Source organism: Rhodovulum sp. YNF3179, from assembly GCF_050586465.1.
Classification (GTDB): Bacteria; Pseudomonadota; Alphaproteobacteria; order Rhodobacterales; family Rhodobacteraceae; genus CAJXYS01.
Window position 1 is genome coordinate 132,757 of record NZ_JBOCEG010000007.1, and the last position, 17,467, is coordinate 150,223.

Genomic DNA, 17,467 nt, shown 5'->3' on the forward strand with positions numbered 1-17,467 from the left:
GCCGGGCCGACCCTAGCGGAACAGCACCATGGCGCTGGCATCCCAGGCCACGCGCGCCCGCGCGCCGCGCTCCAGCACGGCGCGCCCCGGCAGGTTCCGCATCGAGATGGTGACCGGCGCCGGCACCCCGTCGAGGCGGATGTCGTAATAGGTCATGTCGCCGTAATAGACGACTTCCTCGACGCTGCCCTCGGTGATCCGGCCGGACCGCGTCTCGCCGTCGATCAGAAGCGTCATGGTCTCCGGGCGGATTCCCACGGCCGCGCCGCGCCCGCCGCCCCCGCCGGGGCATTGCTCAGCGGAGAGGTCCACCGCGCCGAGCCCGGCGACGTCGACGGTCAGGCGGTCGCCGGTTTCGGCCGTGACCTCGGCCTCGATGAAGTTCATCACCCCGATGAATTCCGCCACGCGCCGCGAGACCGGCCGCCGGTAAAGGGCCTGCGGGCTGTCGAGCTGGGCGATCTGCCCGTCGAACATCACCGCGATCCGGTCGGACATGATCAGCGCCTCTTCTTGGTCATGGGTGACGAGGATGAAGGTGATGCCCACCTGCCGCTGCAGCTTGCGCAGCTCCACCTGCATCTGCTCGCGCAGTTTCTTGTCCAGCGCCGAGAGCGGCTCGTCGAGAAGCAGCACCTTGGGCTTCATGATGAGCGCGCGCGCCAGCGCCACCCGCTGGCGCTGCCCGCCCGAGAGCGCGTGGCTCGCCCGCGCCTCGTAACCGCCGAGGCCGACCATCTCCAGCGCCTCGCCCACCTGACGGGCCATCTCGGTCTTGGTCAGCCCCTTGCGCCGCAGGCCGAAACCCACGTTCTGGCCCACGCTGAGATGCGGGAAGATCGCGTAGGACTGGAACACCATGTTGGTCGGACGGCGGTTTGCCGGCACGCCCTCCATGTCGCGCCCGTCGATCCGGACCCGGCCGCCGGTCGGATCCTCGAAACCGGCGATGGTGCGCAGCAGCGTGGTCTTGCCGCAGCCCGAAGGCCCGAGCAGCGAAAAGAACTCGCCGGCCGCGATATCGGCCGAGACCCCGGCGAGCGCCAGCACCTCGCCATAGTCCTTCTCGACGGTTTCCAACTCGATCAGCGGTGCGCTCACAGGAATCCTCCGGTGTCCTTGGCGCCGGTGCGGGCCACGCCGCGGCGCCGGAAATATTCGGCCGTGGTCAGCAGGATCAGCGAGGCGGCCAGCAGGATCGTGCCGAGCGCCATCACCACCGGGATCTTCTGCGGAAAGCGCAGCTGCGACCAGAGATAGACCGGCAGCGTCGGCTCGTTGCCGGTAAGGAAGAAGGCGATGATGAACTCGTCGAGCGAAATCGTGAAGGAGATCAGCAGCGACGAGACGATCCCCGGCATCACCAGCGGCAGCGTGATCAGCCGGAAGGCCGACCACCGCGTCTCGCCCAGGTCGTAGGCGGCTTCCTCCAGCGACCGGTCCATCGCCAGGAAGGCCGAGTTCAGGATCGCGATGGAAAACGGCGTGCAAAGCAGCACGTGGCCCAGGATCACCGTCCAGGCCGACAGCGCGATGCCCAGTTGCAGCAGCACCACCAGCAGCGCGACCGCGATGATGATCTCGGGCAGCACCAGCGGGATCATGATGAAGCCCATGATCCCGCGCTTGGCCGGGAAGTCGTAGCGCGAGGACGCGCGCGCGGCGAAGACGCCGAAACAGGTCGCCAGGATCGCCGTCGAGACCGCGATATAGAGGCTGTTGATCACCGAGTCGTGCAGCGCCTCGATGGTGGCGAGCTGCGCGAACCATTCCGTCGTGAACCCCGAGAGCGGGAAGGCGATGATCGTCGCGTCGTTGAACGCGAAGAGCGGCAGCAGCACCACCGGCGCGTAGAGGAACACCAGGTAGGCGACCGCATAGATCCCGAGCCAGCCCGACCGTTTCATTGGCGCACCTTCAGGAAACGGCGGTTGAGCCAGAGGAAGAGGATCGAGATCGCCCCCACGATCAGCATCGCCGACAGCGCCAGCGTCGCACCCAGCGGCGCGTTGTTCAGTTTCATGAACTGGACCTGGATCATGTTGGCGATCATCAGGCCGTTGGGGCCGCCGACGAGACGCGGCGTGACGTAATCGCCGATGGTCGGGATGAAGACGATCAGCACCGCGGCGACCACGCCCGGCATGGCCAGCGGCAGGGTCACCCGCAGGAAGGTCGTGACCGTTGTCTCGCCAAGGTCGCGGCTGGCCTCGAGCAGGGATCGGTCGATCTTCTCGAGCGCCACGAAGATCGGCAGGATCGCGAAGGGCGCCCAGGCATGGGCCAGCGTGATCACCACCGCGTTGGCATTGTAAAGGATGAAGGTCAGCGGCTCGTCGATGATGCCGAGCCCCAGAAGCCCCGAGTTCAGCACGCCGTTATAGCCGAGGATCACCTTCCACAGGAACACGCGGATCAGGTAGCTCGTCCAGAACGGGATGGTGATCAGGAAGATCCAGAGCGCCTTGCGCTCGGGGGCGACGTGGAAGGACACGAAATAGGCGATGGGAAAGGCCAGGATCACCGTGACCATGGTCACCGCGCCCGAGATCGCCAGCGAGCGCAGCATCAGTTCGCGGAAAAGCGGCTCGGTCCAGGCCTCTCGGTAATTCTCCAGCGTGAAGCTGCGATCGATGGTCAGGTAGTCCTGGCTCCAGAAGCTGAAGGCGACGATGGTGGCAAGCGGCGCGGCCAGCAGAAGCAGCGCATAGAGCAGGGTCGGGCTGACAAGCAGGAGTCCCTGCGCCCCTTCCGACCGTCTCCAGCGCCTCAGGCGCGCCGCCAGTGTCGCCATGCTATCCCCTGCCCTTGGACGGGTTCCGCCCCGGCGCGGCCCGTCCGGTCGAGAGTAGCGATATCCGCGCCACGCTCAAGAACCTGAATGCACGGGCGCTCAGCCGAACGGCCCGATATGGAGGGACTTGACCTCCTGGTAGTCCTCGAGCCCCATGAGCCCGCCCTCGCGGCCGTTCCCGGACTGCTTGTAGCCGCCGAAGGGCGTGCCGTATTCGACGGCCGCGCCGTTCACATGCACTGCCCCGGCCCGGAGCCGCGCCGCGACCCGTTCCGCCCGGTCGCGGTCGCCGGTCTGGATATAGGCGGCCAGCCCGTATTCCGTGTCGTTGGCCATGGCGATGGCCTCCTCTTCCGTCTCGAAGGGGCTGATCGACAGCACCGGGCCGAAGATCTCCTCGCGGTAGATGGTCATCCCGGGGGTCACGTCCGCGAAAACGGTGGGCTTCACCCAGTAGCCGGCATTCCGGCCCTCGGGCTTGCCCGGCCCGCCGGCCAGCAGCGTCGCCCCCTCGGCGATGCCGGTCTCGATCATGGCCTGCACCCGGTCGTATTGCAGCTGGCTGAACAGCGGGCCGAGGTGATCGCCTTCCTTGGTCGGGTCGTCGAGCCGGGTCTCCTCGGCCGCGCGCCGCGCGATCTCGCAGACATCGGGGTAGACGCTGCGCTCGACCAGCATCCGGGTCGGCGCGTCGCAGGACTGGCCCGTGTTCAGGTTACACTCGGCCACCGCGTTGACGACCAGCCGGTCCAGCATGCCGCCGCAATCCGCGAAGACGAGGTTCGGGGACTTGCCGCCCAGTTCCAGCGTGACGCGCTTGATCGTGTCGGCGCTGTCCTTGGTCACGGCGCGCCCGCCGCGGGTGGAGCCGGTGAAGGACATCATCTGCACGTCCGGATGCCGCGAGAGCGCCGCACCCGCCGTCGGCCCGTCGCCCTGGACGAAGTTGAAGACGCCCGCGGGCACGCCCGCCTCTTCCATGATCTCGGCATAGATGATCGTCGAGAGCGGCGTGTATTCAGAGCCCTTCAGCACGCAGCTGCAGCCCGCCGCGATCGCCGGCAGCACCTTCAGCGCGACCTGGTTGATGGGCCAGTTCCAGGGGGTGATCAGGCCGCAGACCCCGATCGGCTCGCGCACGAGAATATCACCGTTGTAGAGCGCCTCGCGCTCCTCCTGCGCCTCCAGCGCGCGCAGGATGCCCTCGGCGTGGCCGACGGCCGAGTCGGCCTGCACGTCATGGCTGAAGGTCGCCGGCGCACCGACGTCCAGGGTGATCGCCGCGGCCATCTCGGGCAGGCGCCGCCGCGAGATGGCCCGGATCCGTTCGATCAGGGCGATCCGTTCGGCCTTGGGCGTGCGGCCGAAGCTCTCGAAGGCCGCCCGCGCGGCGGCCACGGCGCGGTCCACGTCGCGGGCGTCGCCCATGGCCACGTCGCCGACCCGTTCCTCCGTCGCGGGGTTGAGCACCGGGAAGCTGTCACCGGCAACGGGATCGACCCAGGCCCCGTCAATGTAGAATTTTCCAAGCTTGTCGATAAGGTTCTGCATCGTTCCCGAACTCCCGGAAGAAAACTGCGGCACGGCCGGAACGGCCCGTTCTTGTCGACCCGTCCCGGACCAGATCGGCCCGTGACTGTCAAGCCGGGCCGCGGATCGTGCCCCGCGCCCGCGCATTATAGGCCCAGAGGCAGGTCAGCTCGACCGCCACATGGGCCCCGGCGATCGCGGTCGCGCCCGTTGTGTCGAAGGGCGGCGAGACCTCGACCACGTCGCCGCCCACCATGTTGATGCCGGCGATGTCACGCAGGAGGATCGCCGCCTGCGCGCTGGTCAGCCCGCCCCAGACCGGTGTGCCGGTCCCGGGCGCGTAGGCCGGGTCCAGCGCGTCGATATCGAAGCTGAGATAGACCGGAGCGTCGCCCAGCAACTCCTTGATTTTCTTCGCTGTCCGGGCCGGTCCGGTTTCGTGCACCTCGCGCGCGTCGACGATGTTGATCCCCATCGTGTCGGGATTGGTCGTGCGGATGCCGACCTGCACCGAGCGTCCAGGGTCGATCACGCCGGTTTTCACCGCCTTGTAGAACATCGTGCCATGGTCGATACGCGCCATGTCGTCATCGGCCCAGGTGTCCGAATGCGCGTCGAACTGCAACAGCGCCAGCGGCCCGAACTTTTCGGCGTAAGCCTCTAGGATCGGGTAGGAAATAGAGTGATCTCCCCCCAGCGTCACCGTGGCCGCGCCGGCGTCCAGGATGCCGCGGATATGCGCGGTCAGCGCCGCCGGGAAGCCCGGCACGTCGGCATAGTCGAAGGCCATGTCGCCGTAATCGGCGATCGCGATGTCCTCCATGGGATCGACGTCCCAGCCATAGGGCGGATCGAAGGCCTGCAGCGCCGAGGCCTCGCGGATCGCGCGCGGCCCGAGCCGGGTGCCGGGGCGGTTCGTCACCGCCTGGTCGAAGGGCACGCCGGTTATGGCGAGATCCACGCCGTCGAGATCCTTGGAATAGCGGCGCCGAAGGAAACTCGTCGCGCCGCCGAAGGTGTTTTCCATCGCCGCGCCGCGATAGCCCTTGCGGGTCAGCGCGGTATCGACCTGGGTCTTGGCGTCGGACAGGCTCATCACCCGATCTCCACGCCGTCGCGCACGAGGTCGTCGGCAACCTGCCGGATGGCTCGCCCGAGCGTCTCGGCCACGAAATCCACCTCGTCCCGGGTGATGACGAGCGGTGGCGACATCACGTTGAGATGTCCCATCGGCCGCACCAGGAGCCCCATCGCCTCGCAGCTGTCCGCGATCCGCCGGCCGATATCGATCTCGTCGGGCAGAAGGCGTTTCGTCGCCTTGTCGGCAACATTCTCGACGCAGACCATCAGCTTGGCGCCCCGGACCTCGCCAACCAGCGGCAGCGTCTCCAGCCCCGATAGCCGCTCCATGAAATAGTCCCCGATTTCAGAAGCATGGGCAACGAGGTTCTCGCGTTCCATGATCTCGATATTCTTCAGCGCCGCGGCGCAGGCGACCGGGTGGCCGGAATAGGTAAAGCCGCTCGTGTACCAGCGGTCGCCCTCCATCGCCTGCTGGATGCGGTCGGAATAGATCATCGCGCCGATCGGCACGTAGCCCGAGGACAGCCCCTTGGCGGTGCAGATGATGTCGGGCTGCACGCCGAAGGCGTCGCGGCTGGCGAACCAGTGGCCGATCCGGCCCCAGGCCGTGACCACCTCGTCGGCGACGAACAGGATGTCATGGTGGCGGCAGACCTCCCACATGCGCCGGAGATATCCCTCGGGCGGCACGATCACCCCGCCCGAGGCCTGGATCGGCTCGGCGAAGAAGGCGCCGACGCGTTCCGGGCCGATCTCGGCGATCTTTGCCTCGAACTCGGCCACGAGCCAGTCGCAGAAGGCGGCGGCATCCATGCCGTCCGGCGCACGGTAGGGGTTCGGGACCGAAAGGTGATGGATGTCGTCGGTCTTGTAGCGGAACTCCGGCACGTGGTCGCCGGGGCGCTTGCCGATCGACATCGCCGCGTAGGTAGAGCCGTGATAGGAATGATCCCGCGCGATCACGTGGGTCTTTTCCGGCCGGCCCATGCAGCTCTGGTAGAACTGGACCATGCGATAGGCGCTGTCGATCGCGGTCGAGCCGCCGGTGGTGAAATGGACATGGTTCAGGTCGCCCGGCGCCAGTTCGGCAAGCCGTGCCGCCAGCCGCGCGGAGGGATCGTTCGTCATGTCGGTGAAGGTGTTGGAAAAGGCGAGCCGCTCGGCCTGGGCGCCGATGGCCTCGGCCATCTCGCGCCGTCCGAGCCCGATATTGGTGCACCAGAGCCCGCCCACGGCATCGAGATACGCGCCGCCATTGGCATCCCAGAGGCGGCAGCCCTCCCCGCGAATGATGACCAGCGCGCCCTCCTCGCGGAAGCTGTCGAAATGGGTCCAGGGATGCAGCGCATGGGCGCGGTCCATCTCCCAGAGGTCTTTCGCGGCATCGTTCGGGCGGGCGGTATCGGGTGACATGCAGGCTCCTTTGCGAGGCCCCGGCGGGGCGGTCGCGGCCAGCTTAACGCAGCGATCCGGCGTGGCCAGTGGTTTCTTGCCGGCCAGCCATTGCCCGCCTAGGCTGCGCCTGCCTGCCCTGGAGACACGCGTGAAACGCCTCTACGAAGCCCCTGCCTACGACACCGCGCGCTGGCCCGACAGCTGGTGGCGCGCGAGCGTGGCGGCGATCCCGGACCATGCGCCGCTGTCCGGCGCGGCCGAGACCGAGGTGGCGATCATCGGCGCGGGGGTCACCGGGCTCAACGCGGCGCTGGAACTGGCCGAACGCTTCGGCACGGCCGCCACCGTGCTCGACGCCGGCCAGCCCGGCTGGGGCGCGTCGGGCCGGAACGGCGGCTTCGCCTGCCTTGGCGGCGCCAAGATCGACGACGCGACCATCCTGGCGCGCCACGGCGCCGAGGTTCTGCGCGCATTCCACGCCTTCCGCATGGCCGGGATCGACCGCGTCGCCGACAATCTCGACCGATACCGGATCGACGCCGACCGCCAGCCGACCGGCGAGATCGCCCTCGCCCACCGCCCCGCCGCGATGGCGGAACTGGACCGCGAGGCCGCGCTGCTCTCGGACGTGCTCGGGCTCGAGACCGAGCGCCTCGCGCCCGAATCCCTGGCGGAGCGGGGGCTCGGCCCCTCGGTCTTTCATGGCGGGATCCGGATCGGCTGCGGCTTCGGCCTGCATCCGCTGAAATACGTGCTCGGGCTGGCCGGGGCGGCGATCGCGACGGGCGTGAAGCTCCACGGGCAGAGCCCGGTGACCGCGATCCGCCCCGCGGGAAACCGCTGGCGGCTCGAGACACCGCAGGGCAGCCTGACGGCCGACCGGGTGATCCTGGCGACCAATGGCTACACCGCCGAGGATATCCCCCCGGCGCTGGCCGGGCGGGTCCTGCCGGCCTTCTCCTCGATCCTCGTGACCCGCCCCCTGACCACGGCCGAGCGCAGCGCGGCGGGCTGGCAGAGCCCGCTGATCGCGTTCGACAGCCGCACGCTGCTTCATTACTTCCGGTTGCTGCCGGATGGCCGGTTCCTCTTCGGCATGCGGGGCGGGCTTTCGGCGCGGACCGGCGCGCAGGCGGCGATCCGGCGCATGGCGCGACGCCATCTCGAGGCCCTGTTCCCGGCCTGGGCGCATGTCGAGACCCCGTATTTCTGGTCGGGCCTGATCGCGCTGACCTGGCGGCTGACGCCCAGTATCGCGGCGCTGCCGGGCCGGCCCGGGCTGTTCGCGGCGCTTGGCTATCATGGCAATGGCGTGGCCGCGGGCAGCGAGGCCGGGCGCCGCGTGGCGCGCTGCGCCATGGGCGCCGAGGCGGCGATCCCCGCCCTGCTGGCGCGGCCGCCGGCGCGCTTTCCGCTGGCGCCGCTGCGCCGGGCGGGGCTGGGCGCGGCCTATCTGCGCTACCGTCTCGCGGACGGGCCGGTTTCCGCGTGACCTCGGCGCGCTTGCGCCTATGTCCGGGACAGGGCACAAGGCCCGCACAGAGGAGAGACCGCCGATGACCATGCCTGCAAACGCGCTTCGCGAGGATTTCCTCGCCGGCATGAGCCGCGCCGCCGCGACCGTCAGCGTCGTGACGACCGACGGCCCGGCCGGGCGCTACGGCGTGACGGTGTCGGCGATGACCTCGGTCTCGGCCGAGGGCACGGCGCCGACCATGCTGGTCTGCGTCCATCACCAGAGCGAGACCGCCGCGGCGATCCTCGGGAACGGCTGCTTCTGCATCAACGTGCTGCGCGAGGACCAGGCCGCGATATCGGACGTCTTCGCCCGCCGCGTGCCCGCGCCCGGCGGCGACAAGTTCAACGTGGCGCCCTTCGTCGCCATGCACAGCGGCGCGCCGCGGCTGGCCGACCCGCTGGTGGCCTTCGACTGCCGGCTCGTCTCGGGCGAACGGGTGGGCACGCATCACCTCTTCATCGGCGAGGTGGCGGGCGTGCATATCGGCGAGGGCCGCCCGCTGCTCTATGGCAACCGCGCCTATCTGAAGCCCGAACCGCACGAGGGCTGAGGCCGCACGAAGGCCGCGCGGTATACACTTGATCGCAAACGAGAAAGGGCGCAGCCATCGGCTCATCCGTTTCGTATGCGACAGCGTTGAAGAACAAGACCTGTTGCGCGACGGGCGCTCGGCAAACATGCCGTCCTTGACCGGTTGCACCCATTGGGACAGGCGAAAGATACCGATAATCCGAGACTTTCCGCTCGGAGCTGGCACCCACATTCTCGAAGTGCGAGCCCCTATCGCGCGAGTTCTACACTGGCCCGCGTCGGGCCGCGCCGCACATTGTCGTAAATTGCGACCTGCCGCGGGACCGGGCCACCGGTCGCGGACATGTAGCGCGAGACGAAAGAGCGATAAACGCCGAACCGGAAGTCGACACGGTCGCGCATGTTATAGCTTACCCGGCCCCGGTGCGACGCTACCCTCCGACCGTTCACGTAGAAATCAAGAAAGCCGTCGGCGCCGCTGCTCCAGTTGGAATGCACCAGGAAATCCACCCACCGACCGCGAGCTGCTGGAAGCGCCATGAACGGCTGATCTATCATGTAGACCGTCTCGCCCGAAGCCGTGCACAGCTTATTATAAAAGAAAAGCCGGTTGTTTTCGATTCCCACGCCCGCCACCTCGCAGCCCTGGGGCTCCTGCTTGAACTGCCCGAGCGTCGTATTGGTCGGACGAATATAGGGAAAGTCGCCTGCAAGTCTTACAGACCACGCATACCAGTGCGAATTGCCAGGACGTGTGCCGCGTCGATCCTGCCGCTCGACACGCTCTCTATCCTCCCGGCAATCCTCCCGCCCGCAATCACCCGGGCGAACGTCGAACATCATGGCCCTCCTGCCCTCGCGGATCAGCGCTGGCGGGCCCGATATGGTCTTGAAACCATGCGGGGTGCGCGCGGAACGCGGATGATCCGCGAAACGGCCATAAGTCCCCGCGTCATCCGGGGGCGGTGACTGCGCTGCTGCGTCAGCCGCGCATATTGCGAGGCCCACCGAAACAAGGATACCACGGACGAAATATACCATTACTGAACTCCCTGTTGCCGGAAGCATAGCAAACGCGAATTGGCAGATGTCAAAAAATGTGGGCAGCCCACCGCTTCAGGACCCGCTGACGGTCTTTCCGACAGAATGCCTGTCAAGCTTTGGCGCCATTCGGGTCAAGCTGCGCCGCTATGCCTTGCTTGAGAATGGGAAGCGCCCCCCAACGGGCCTCATGCACACCGAAATGGTGGCCCGGCGACAAACAGCGGTGACGATATCGCCCACAGTGCAGAGATCCTCGACCAGGCCCATCTGCGGCACGCGATAGGGGCAGGTACTCGATACGCCCGGTCGCGGCATCCACAGAACCCCCGCGAGCCGGGACACTGCATCGGTACAGGTTCGGGCTTCGAGTTCTGCATGGCGTTCAAGGCCGCAATCGCATGTACAAACGCCGCACCCTCGCAGTCATTTAAAAACAAAGGGCGCAGCCACAGGCCGCGCCCTTTCGCGTGTTCCGAGTCGGTGGATCAGCCGCGGGCGCGGCCGACCAGGGTCCAGGCGGCGGGCAGGATCAGCGCCGCCAGCGCCAGTTTCATCGCGTCACCCACCAGGAAGGGATAGAGCCCCCATTCCAGGATCGGCTTTTCCCAGCTGTAGAGATGCGCGAGCCACAGGATGCCGGGCACGTAGATCAGCGCGTTGCCGCCCAGCATCGCCGCGCCCATCTTCCAGACGTTGCGGTCCCAGCCGGCCCGCGCGGCATAGCCCAGCGCGAGCGTGGCCAGCACGTAGCCCAGCAGGTAGCCGCCGGTGCCGCCCAGCATGTACTCGATCCCCGCCGCGCCGGCGCCGGAGCTGGCGAAGACGTCGAAGCCGGCCGCCCCGATGATCATGTAGCCGAGGATCGTCGTCAGGCCGAGCCGCGGACCGTAGGCCGCACCGATCGTCAGCACCGCGAAGGTGCCCAGCGTCACCGGCACCGGCGAGGGCCACATCGGCACCTTGATCTTCGCCGCCACCGCCAGCGCCGCGATGCCAAGCACCACCAGCACCGCGCGCTTGGCCCAGAGCGCGCTGCCCTCGGCCTGCCAGAAGGTCTCGCTCAGCACCCTGTCCGTCCGTGCGATCGCCATAGGATCCTCTCCCTCGTTTTGTCGTCCCGACGGTTTTGCAACGCCCGGCAGCCTCGTGCAAGCCTCAATCGGCCGGCGCGTAACGCGAGACCATGCGGTAGTCCTTGCGCGGTCCCTGCACCCGCCAGGCCGCGGACCAGCGCGGCCAGTGGGTGAAGTCATAGGTGACGTGGTAGAAATCCGCGCCGCAGATATGGTTGTCGTCGGGCATCAGCCGGTCGAGCGCGATGTGGTGGAACGGGCGGCCATCCTCGAACAGGACGGCGATGGTGCCCGGCCCCGCGTCCCGCCAGAGATACCGCCGCGTCGCGACCAGTTCGGGCTGGCCGGTCATCCGGAGCCGCCCCTCCTCGACATAGGCGAGCCCGTCCGCCTCCGGCGTGAAGACGGCCCGGCCGGTCAGCGTGCCGCCGCTGCCCTGGTGCAGGTCCGCGATCTCGCGGTCGAGCGACCATGCCCCCGCGAAGCTGTCCAGCGTAAGGCGGGACGCGGTCATGGGCATCGCCCTGCCCCGGGGATGCGGCGGGAGACAGAGTGGCCGCAACTCGTACACATGTGACTCTCCTTGGCCTTGTTCCTTGTCCGGCCCGAGTCTATGAGACGCGCACCACGCTCTCAACGGACAAAAAGGCGCGCTGCATGATCCCCCGCTATTCCCGCCCCGAGATGGTCGCCATCTGGTCCCCCGAGACCAAGTTCCGCATCTGGTTCGAGATCGAGGCCCATGCCTGCGACGCGATGGCCGAGCTGGGCGTGATCCCGCGCGAGAACGCCGCCGCGGTCTGGACGGCGCAGAACGTGGAGTTCGACGTGGCCCGCATCGACGAGATCGAGGCCGTCACCAAGCATGACGTCATCGCCTTCCTGACCCACCTGGCCGAGATCGTCGGCGCCGACGAGGCGCGCTTCGTCCACCAGGGCATGACCAGCTCGGACGTTCTGGACACCTGTTTCAACATCCAGCTGGTGCGCGCGGCCGACATCCTGCTGGCCGACATGGACGCGCTGCTCGACGCGCTGAAGCGCCGCGCCTTCGAGCACAAGGAAACGGTGCGGATCGGGCGCAGCCACGGCATCCATGCCGAGCCCACCACCATGGGCCTGACCTTCGCGCGGTTCTACGCCGAGATGGATCGCAACCGCCGCCGGCTCGCGGCCGCGCGTGCGGAAATCGCGACCGGTGCGATCTCGGGGGCGGTGGGCACCTTCGCCAATATCGACCCCGCCGTGGAAGAGCATGTCTGCGCGCAGCTCGGCCTGACGCCCGAACCGATCTCGACCCAGGTGATCCCCCGCGACCGCCACGCGGCCTTCTTCGCGGCGCTCGGTGTCGTGGCCTCCTCGATCGAGAACGTCGCCATCGAGATCCGCCACATGCAGCGCACCGAGGTGCTGGAGGCGGAGGAGTTCTTCTCCAAGGGGCAGAAGGGCAGCTCGGCCATGCCGCACAAGCGCAACCCGGTGCTGACCGAGAACCTGACCGGCCTCGCCCGGCTGGTGCGCATGGCGGTGGTGCCCGCGATGGAGAACGTCGCGCTCTGGCACGAGCGGGACATCTCGCACAGCTCGGTGGAGCGCAATATCGGCCCCGACGCGACGGTGACGCTCGACTTCGCGCTGCACCGGCTGACCGGGGTGATCGACAAGCTGGTGGTGTATCCCCGGCACATGCTCGACAACATGAACAAGTTCCGCGGCCTGGTCCATTCCCAGCGCGTGCTGCTGGCGCTGACCCAGAAGGGCGTCAGCCGCGAGGACGCCTATCGCCTCGTCCAGCGCAACGCGATGAAGGTCTGGGAAGAGGGCAAGGACTTCATGACCGAGCTGAAGGGCGATCCCGAGGTCACGGCCGTGCTCTCGGAGCCGGAGATCGAGGAAAAATTCGATCTCGGCTACCACACCAAGCATGTCGACACGATCTTCGCGCGGGTCTTCGGCGAAAGCTGACCCGCCCGCCCATCGGCGGGAATCCGCCGTCCGCCCCCGGCCGGGACCGGGCGCGCGGCGCGCAATTTTGAAATTCGCGAGATCGTGCTATCTTTACGGATGTTTCAACAGGAGGCATCCGAAATGCAGATCAAGACCCTGATCGTTGCGGCAGCCCTGACCCTTTCGCCGGCGGTGGCCATGGCGGAATGCAGCTGGGGCCACAAGTCCAACACCGCAAGCCAGTGCGGCGAAGGCCAGGCCTGGGACTCGGACAAGGGCGCCTGCGTGGACCTGACCACCAGCTGACGCGCAACGACCCGGAACGACAAGGGGCCGCCCCCGGGGGCGGCCCCTTGCATGTCTGACAGGCGCGGTTGCGCTCAGGCTTCCTTGAGCAGCTGTTCCTTGGCGATGGCCAGCAGGGCGTCCATCTTGCCGCGGATCTCGTCCTGAGTGGCCAGCGCGCCCAGGTCGCCCGCGACCTTGCGCACGACATCCTCGTGGCCGGCTTCCTCGAAATCGGCCTTGACCACCTCCTTGGCATAGGCCTCCGCGTCGTCGCCGGTCTTGCCCATAAGTTCCGCGGCCCAGAGCCCCAGAAGCTTGTTGCGCCGGGCCACGGCCCGGAATTGCATTTCCTCGTCATGGGCGAACTTCGCCTCGAAGGCGTGTTCGCGATCGTCGAAGGTGGTCATCGCAGTCTCCGCGCTGAAAATCGGTCTCTCTAGATATGCCGGGGGCGGCGCTGCACCGCAAGGGCCTGCGGACACCGCGCGGCGCGACTCCTTGCCCTGCCCCCGGCTTTGGCCTATAGCGCGGCATCATCAGGCGGCCGGGCACACGATTCCCGGCCCATTGCAATTGGAGCCCCGATGGCACGCCGCAAACTGATCTACGAAGGCAAGGCGAAGATCCTCTACGAAGGCCCGGAGCCGGGCACGGTCGTCCAGTATTTCAAGGACGACGCGACCGCCTTCAACGCCGAGAAGAAGGACGTGATCGAAGGCAAGGGCGTGCTGAACAACCGGCTGTCGGAATTCTTCATGTCCGGGCTCAACCAGATCGGTGTCCCGACCCATTTCATCCGCCGGCTGAACATGCGCGAGCAACTCGTCCGCTCGGTCGAGATCATCCCGCTCGAGGTGGTCGTGCGCAACGTCGCCGCCGGGTCGCTGTCCAAGCGGCTCGGGATCGAGGAAGGCACCCAGCTGCCCCGCCCGATCATCGAGTTCTACTACAAGGACGACAGTCTCGGCGATCCGCTGGTCACCGAGGAGCACATCATCGCCTTCGGCTGGGCCGTGCAGCAGGATCTCGACGACATGGTCGCGCTGGCGCTGCGGGTGAACGATTTCCTCTCGGGCGTGATGCTCGGCGTGGGCATCCGGCTCGTGGACTTCAAGATCGAGATCGGCCGGGTCTGGGACAACGATTTCCAGCGGCTGATCGTGGCCGACGAGATCAGCCCGGACAGCTGCCGGCTGTGGGACATCGCCACCGGCCGCAAGCTGGACAAGGACGTGTTCCGCCGCGACCTGGGCGACCTGGCCGACGCCTATACCGAGGTGGCCCGGCGACTCGGCGTGATGCCGAAATCCGGCGGCGGCACGACCGGACCGAAACTGGTGCACTGAGACAGACCGGGGGACTGACCATGAAGGCGCGCGTGACCGTCACACTCAAGACCGGCGTCCTGGATCCCCAGGGCGAGGCGATCCGCCACGCGCTCGGCGCGCTTGGCTTCGACGACGTCGAGGGGGTGCGCCAGGGCAAGCTGATCGAGCTCGACCTGGCCGACACCGACCCCGCCGCCGCCGAGGCGCGCGTGACCGAGATGTGCGAGAAGCTGCTCGCCAACACGGTGATCGAGAACTACTCGGTCGAGGTGATCTGATCCGATGCGCGCAGCGCGGCTGACAGGCTGGCACGTGGCCCGCGCCGACGCGACCGACGAACCCAGGGCCTTCGCCGGCCCGGCGGCGCCCGGCACCGCCGTCATCACAGGTTTCACCCGATAGGAGGCGCCCATGAAGTCCGCCGTCATCGTCTTTCCCGGCTCCAACTGCGACCGCGACCTGGCCGTGGCCTTCGAACAGGCCTCCGGCACCCGGGCGCAGATGGTCTGGCACAAGGAAACCGCGCTGCCGCAGGGACTCGACATCATCGGCATCCCCGGCGGGTTCTCCTTCGGCGATTACCTGCGCTGCGGCGCGATCGCGGCCCGCTCGCCGATCTGCCAGGCGGTGGTCGATTTCGCGCGGCGCGGCGGGATGGTGCTGGGCATCTGCAACGGCTTCCAGGTGCTGACGGAAACCGGGTTGCTGCCCGGCGTCCTGATGCGCAACGCGGGCATCAAGTTCGTCTGCAAGGACATTGATCTGCAAGTGGAAACGGCCGACAGCCCCTTCACCTCCGCCTATGCCAGGGGCCAGGTGATCCGGGTGCCCGTGGCCCATCACGACGGCAATTATGTCGCCCCGCCCGAGCTGGTGGCACGCCTGCGCGCCGAGGATCGCGTCGCCTTCAGCTATCGCGACAACCCGAACGGCTCCACCGCCGACATCGCCGGCGTACTGAGCGAGAACCGCCGCGTGCTGGGCATGATGCCCCATCCCGAACGGCGTGCCGACCCGGCGCTCGGCGGCACCGACGGGGCCGGGCTCTTCCGGTCGCTGGCCGATGCGCTGGCCACGGCCTGAGACGCGCCGCCAACATAGGCGGCGTTTCGCGTAACGCGGGCGTGCCAGCTTGAGCGCTCCGCGCGCGCGGCATAGACTTCGCGCATGACGGACACCCCGGACACCGAGCTGCCCGAAAAGCGATCGCCGATGCTGCTGCGCATCGTCCTGATCGTCTTCATCGCGCTCGGCGTCGCGGTGGTCTGGACGTCCAACTACTTTTTGACCGAACGCTTCACGGAATCGACCCGCAACCGCGCCGAACTGCGCCTCGCGCTCTATTCCGGGGCCATCGTCAGCGAGTTGCAGCGCAATTCGGTCGTGCCGCTCCTGCTGTCGCGTGACCCGGTGATGATCGCGGCCCTTAACTCCGGCGACTACGCGGCGACCTCGCAGCGGCTGATCTCCTACCAGAAGGAGATCGGCGCGGCCTCGATGATGCTGCTGGACGGGGATGGCCGGACCGTGGCCGCGACCGACCGCCAGAACCTCGGCACCCAGCATCGCAACGACGCCTATTTCGTGCAGGCCCTGCGCACCAACGACACGGTCTTCACCACGACCGAGCTGGAAACCGGCGCCTACGAATTCACCTATTCGCGCCGGGTGACCAGCGAGAAGCGCGGCATCGGCGTGATCGTGGTCGAGGTGGATCTCGCCAAGCTGGAACAAAGCTGGATCGGCACGTCCGAGGCGGTGATCGTCACCAATTCGGAGGGCAGGATCATCCTGGCGACCGAGCCGCAATGGCGCGGCAAGCCGATCGACGAGGCGCTGGCCGAGCGCCCCGCCCCGAGCGCGATCGAACGCGCGATCCAGGCCACCGCGGACTGGAGCCAGACCGCCCCCGACGCGTATCTGAAGGGCCAGGCCCTGCTGCGGCTCGACGGGCGCATCCCGTTCCAGGGCTGGCGGCTGACATCCTTCACCACCTATGCCTCGGTGCGGGAACGGGTGAACGGGGTGCTCGCGCTGGAGATCATGGGCTTCGCGATCCTGCTCTCGCTCGTCTTCTACATCCTGTCGCGGCGCGCGCGGTACCAGTCGGTTCTGTTCCAGCGGGAATCGATGGAACTTCGGCGGCTGAACAAGCGGTTGCAGCGCGAGATCGCCGAACGAGAAAAGGTGCAGCGCAACCTCGAGGTCGCCGAGCAGACCATCGCGCAAAGCTCGAAGCTGGCAGCACTCGGCGAGATGTCGGCCGCGGTCAGCCACGAACTGAACCAGCCCTTGGCCGCGATGAAGACCTATCTCGCCGGGGCGCGGCTTCTGCTGCAGCGGCGCAAGCCCGACGAGGCGCTGTCCAGTTTCCAGCGCATCGACGACCTGATCGAGCGGATGGGCGCGATCACCCGGCAACTGAAATCCTACGCGCGCAAGGGCAACGAGGATTTCGCGCCGATCGACCTGCGCAAGTCGGTCGAATCCGCGCTGCAGATGATGGAGCCCCAGCTCAACAAGATGGAGGTGGAGATCACCTGCTCGCTGCCCAAGGAACCGGTGATCGTCACGGCCGACCGGATCCGGCTGGAGCAGGTCATCATCAACTTGCTGCGCAACGCGCTCGACGCGATGAAGGACCAGCCCGACCGCGAGCTGGACATCCTGCTCAGCCTCGGCGAGACGGCGACGCTGACCATCCGCGACAACGGCAAGGGGATCGAGGATCTCGACTCCCTGTTCGAGCCTTTCTACACCACGAAGGCACCGGGCGACGGGGTCGGGCTGGGGCTCGCCATCTCGACCGGCATCATCAAGAATCTCGGCGGGCGGCTCACGGCGCGAAACGGATCCGCGCGTGGCGCCGTTTTCCAGGTTCAGCTGCCGCTCCACCGCGACGATCGCAGCACGCGCGCCGCGGAATGACCGCAAG

General features: G+C 67.6%; 18 protein-coding genes. 8 read left to right on the plus strand and 10 right to left on the minus strand.

All coding sequences use genetic code 11. The features are described from left to right. Positions 1 to 12: 12 nt before the first annotated feature. The 6 genes from ACQ5SP_RS13675 to ACQ5SP_RS13700 all read right to left on the minus strand — a co-directional run bounded on the left by ACQ5SP_RS13675 (position 13) and on the right by ACQ5SP_RS13700 (position 6,820). Positions 13 to 1,101: an ABC transporter ATP-binding protein gene (locus ACQ5SP_RS13675; RefSeq protein ID WP_430938949.1), complete on the minus strand. Its 1,089-nt coding sequence runs from the start codon at positions 1,099 to 1,101 to the stop codon at positions 13 to 15. After that, the gene (locus ACQ5SP_RS13680; RefSeq protein WP_430938950.1) at positions 1,098 to 1,907 is read right to left on the minus strand and encodes an ABC transporter permease; all 810 of its coding nucleotides are present in this window, start codon (positions 1,905 to 1,907) and stop codon (positions 1,098 to 1,100) included. The genes ACQ5SP_RS13675 and ACQ5SP_RS13680 overlap by 4 nt, the downstream gene beginning before the upstream one ends. Continuing rightward, complete coding sequence (locus ACQ5SP_RS13685) at positions 1,904 to 2,794, minus strand: ABC transporter permease (protein WP_430938951.1); 891 nt, start codon at positions 2,792 to 2,794, stop codon at positions 1,904 to 1,906. Before ACQ5SP_RS13685 ends, ACQ5SP_RS13680 begins: the two co-directional genes overlap by 4 nt. Before the next feature lie 99 nt (positions 2,795 to 2,893). After that, entirely contained in the window at positions 2,894 to 4,345 is a 1,452-nt protein-coding gene (locus tag ACQ5SP_RS13690; protein WP_430938952.1) for an aldehyde dehydrogenase family protein, read from the minus strand. Between the two features lie 88 nt (positions 4,346 to 4,433). Next, positions 4,434 to 5,420 (minus strand): agmatinase, encoded by a 987-nt coding sequence (gene speB, locus ACQ5SP_RS13695; RefSeq protein WP_430938953.1) that lies wholly within the window; start codon positions 5,418 to 5,420, stop codon positions 4,434 to 4,436. Then, positions 5,420 to 6,820: an aminotransferase gene (locus ACQ5SP_RS13700; protein ID WP_430938954.1), complete on the minus strand. Its 1,401-nt coding sequence runs from the start codon at positions 6,818 to 6,820 to the stop codon at positions 5,420 to 5,422. The genes speB and ACQ5SP_RS13700 overlap by 1 nt, the downstream gene beginning before the upstream one ends. 130 nt (positions 6,821 to 6,950) lie before the next feature. On the opposite strand from ACQ5SP_RS13700, the gene ACQ5SP_RS13705 reads away from it, so the two are divergent. Together ACQ5SP_RS13705 and ACQ5SP_RS13710 are read left to right on the plus strand one after the other, a co-directional pair. Then, on the plus strand, positions 6,951 to 8,294 hold the full coding sequence (locus ACQ5SP_RS13705) for an NAD(P)/FAD-dependent oxidoreductase (protein WP_430938955.1): 1,344 nt from the start codon (positions 6,951 to 6,953) through the stop codon (positions 8,292 to 8,294). Between the two features lie 64 nt (positions 8,295 to 8,358). After that, a complete protein-coding gene (locus ACQ5SP_RS13710) occupies positions 8,359 to 8,871 on the plus strand; it encodes a flavin reductase family protein (protein ID WP_430938956.1) in 513 nt (170 codons plus the stop codon). Positions 8,872 to 9,101: 230 nt separating this feature from the next. Here ACQ5SP_RS13710 and ACQ5SP_RS13715 read toward each other — a convergent pair whose 3' ends face one another. The 3 genes from ACQ5SP_RS13715 to ACQ5SP_RS13725 form a co-directional block, all read right to left on the minus strand. Beyond that, positions 9,102 to 9,920: a polysaccharide lyase gene (locus ACQ5SP_RS13715; RefSeq protein ID WP_430938957.1), complete on the minus strand. Its 819-nt coding sequence runs from the start codon at positions 9,918 to 9,920 to the stop codon at positions 9,102 to 9,104. Between the two features lie 461 nt (positions 9,921 to 10,381). After that, positions 10,382 to 10,987, minus strand: coding sequence for a biotin transporter BioY (locus ACQ5SP_RS13720; protein ID WP_430938958.1), 606 nt, complete (start codon positions 10,985 to 10,987; stop codon positions 10,382 to 10,384). A 64-nt stretch (positions 10,988 to 11,051) separates the two neighbouring features. Further along, entirely contained in the window at positions 11,052 to 11,483 is a 432-nt protein-coding gene (locus tag ACQ5SP_RS13725; RefSeq protein WP_430938959.1) for a DUF6314 family protein, read from the minus strand. A 143-nt stretch (positions 11,484 to 11,626) separates the two neighbouring features. Here ACQ5SP_RS13725 and purB point away from each other — a divergent pair, with 143 nt between their 5' ends. Together purB and ACQ5SP_RS13735 are read left to right on the plus strand one after the other, a co-directional pair. Beyond that, positions 11,627 to 12,934, plus strand: coding sequence for an adenylosuccinate lyase (gene purB / locus ACQ5SP_RS13730; protein WP_430938960.1), 1,308 nt, complete (start codon positions 11,627 to 11,629; stop codon positions 12,932 to 12,934). Positions 12,935 to 13,057: 123 nt separating this feature from the next. Continuing rightward, positions 13,058 to 13,222: a hypothetical protein gene (locus ACQ5SP_RS13735; protein WP_430938961.1), complete on the plus strand. Its 165-nt coding sequence runs from the start codon at positions 13,058 to 13,060 to the stop codon at positions 13,220 to 13,222. Positions 13,223 to 13,296: 74 nt separating this feature from the next. Here the strand turns inward: ACQ5SP_RS13735 and ACQ5SP_RS13740 are convergent, their stop codons facing one another. Further along, on the minus strand, positions 13,297 to 13,611 hold the full coding sequence (locus ACQ5SP_RS13740) for a DUF1476 domain-containing protein (protein ID WP_430938962.1): 315 nt from the start codon (positions 13,609 to 13,611) through the stop codon (positions 13,297 to 13,299). Between the two features lie 177 nt (positions 13,612 to 13,788). Between ACQ5SP_RS13740 and purC the strand changes: the two genes are divergently transcribed. From purC to ACQ5SP_RS13760, 4 genes are all read left to right on the plus strand, one after another. Then, entirely contained in the window at positions 13,789 to 14,550 is a 762-nt protein-coding gene (gene purC / locus ACQ5SP_RS13745) for a phosphoribosylaminoimidazolesuccinocarboxamide synthase (RefSeq protein ID WP_430938963.1), read from the plus strand. A gap of 20 nt (positions 14,551 to 14,570) precedes the next feature. After that, the gene (gene purS, locus ACQ5SP_RS13750; RefSeq protein WP_430938964.1) at positions 14,571 to 14,810 is read left to right on the plus strand and encodes a phosphoribosylformylglycinamidine synthase subunit PurS; all 240 of its coding nucleotides are present in this window, start codon (positions 14,571 to 14,573) and stop codon (positions 14,808 to 14,810) included. A gap of 133 nt (positions 14,811 to 14,943) precedes the next feature. Next, a complete protein-coding gene (gene purQ, locus ACQ5SP_RS13755) occupies positions 14,944 to 15,615 on the plus strand; it encodes a phosphoribosylformylglycinamidine synthase subunit PurQ (RefSeq protein ID WP_430938965.1) in 672 nt (223 codons plus the stop codon). Positions 15,616 to 15,699: 84 nt separating this feature from the next. Next, positions 15,700 to 17,460 carry a sensor histidine kinase gene (locus ACQ5SP_RS13760; RefSeq protein WP_430938966.1) on the plus strand — a complete coding sequence of 587 codons (1,761 nt, stop codon included), beginning with the start codon at positions 15,700 to 15,702 and terminating at the stop codon, positions 17,458 to 17,460. Positions 17,461 to 17,467 lie beyond the last annotated feature (7 nt).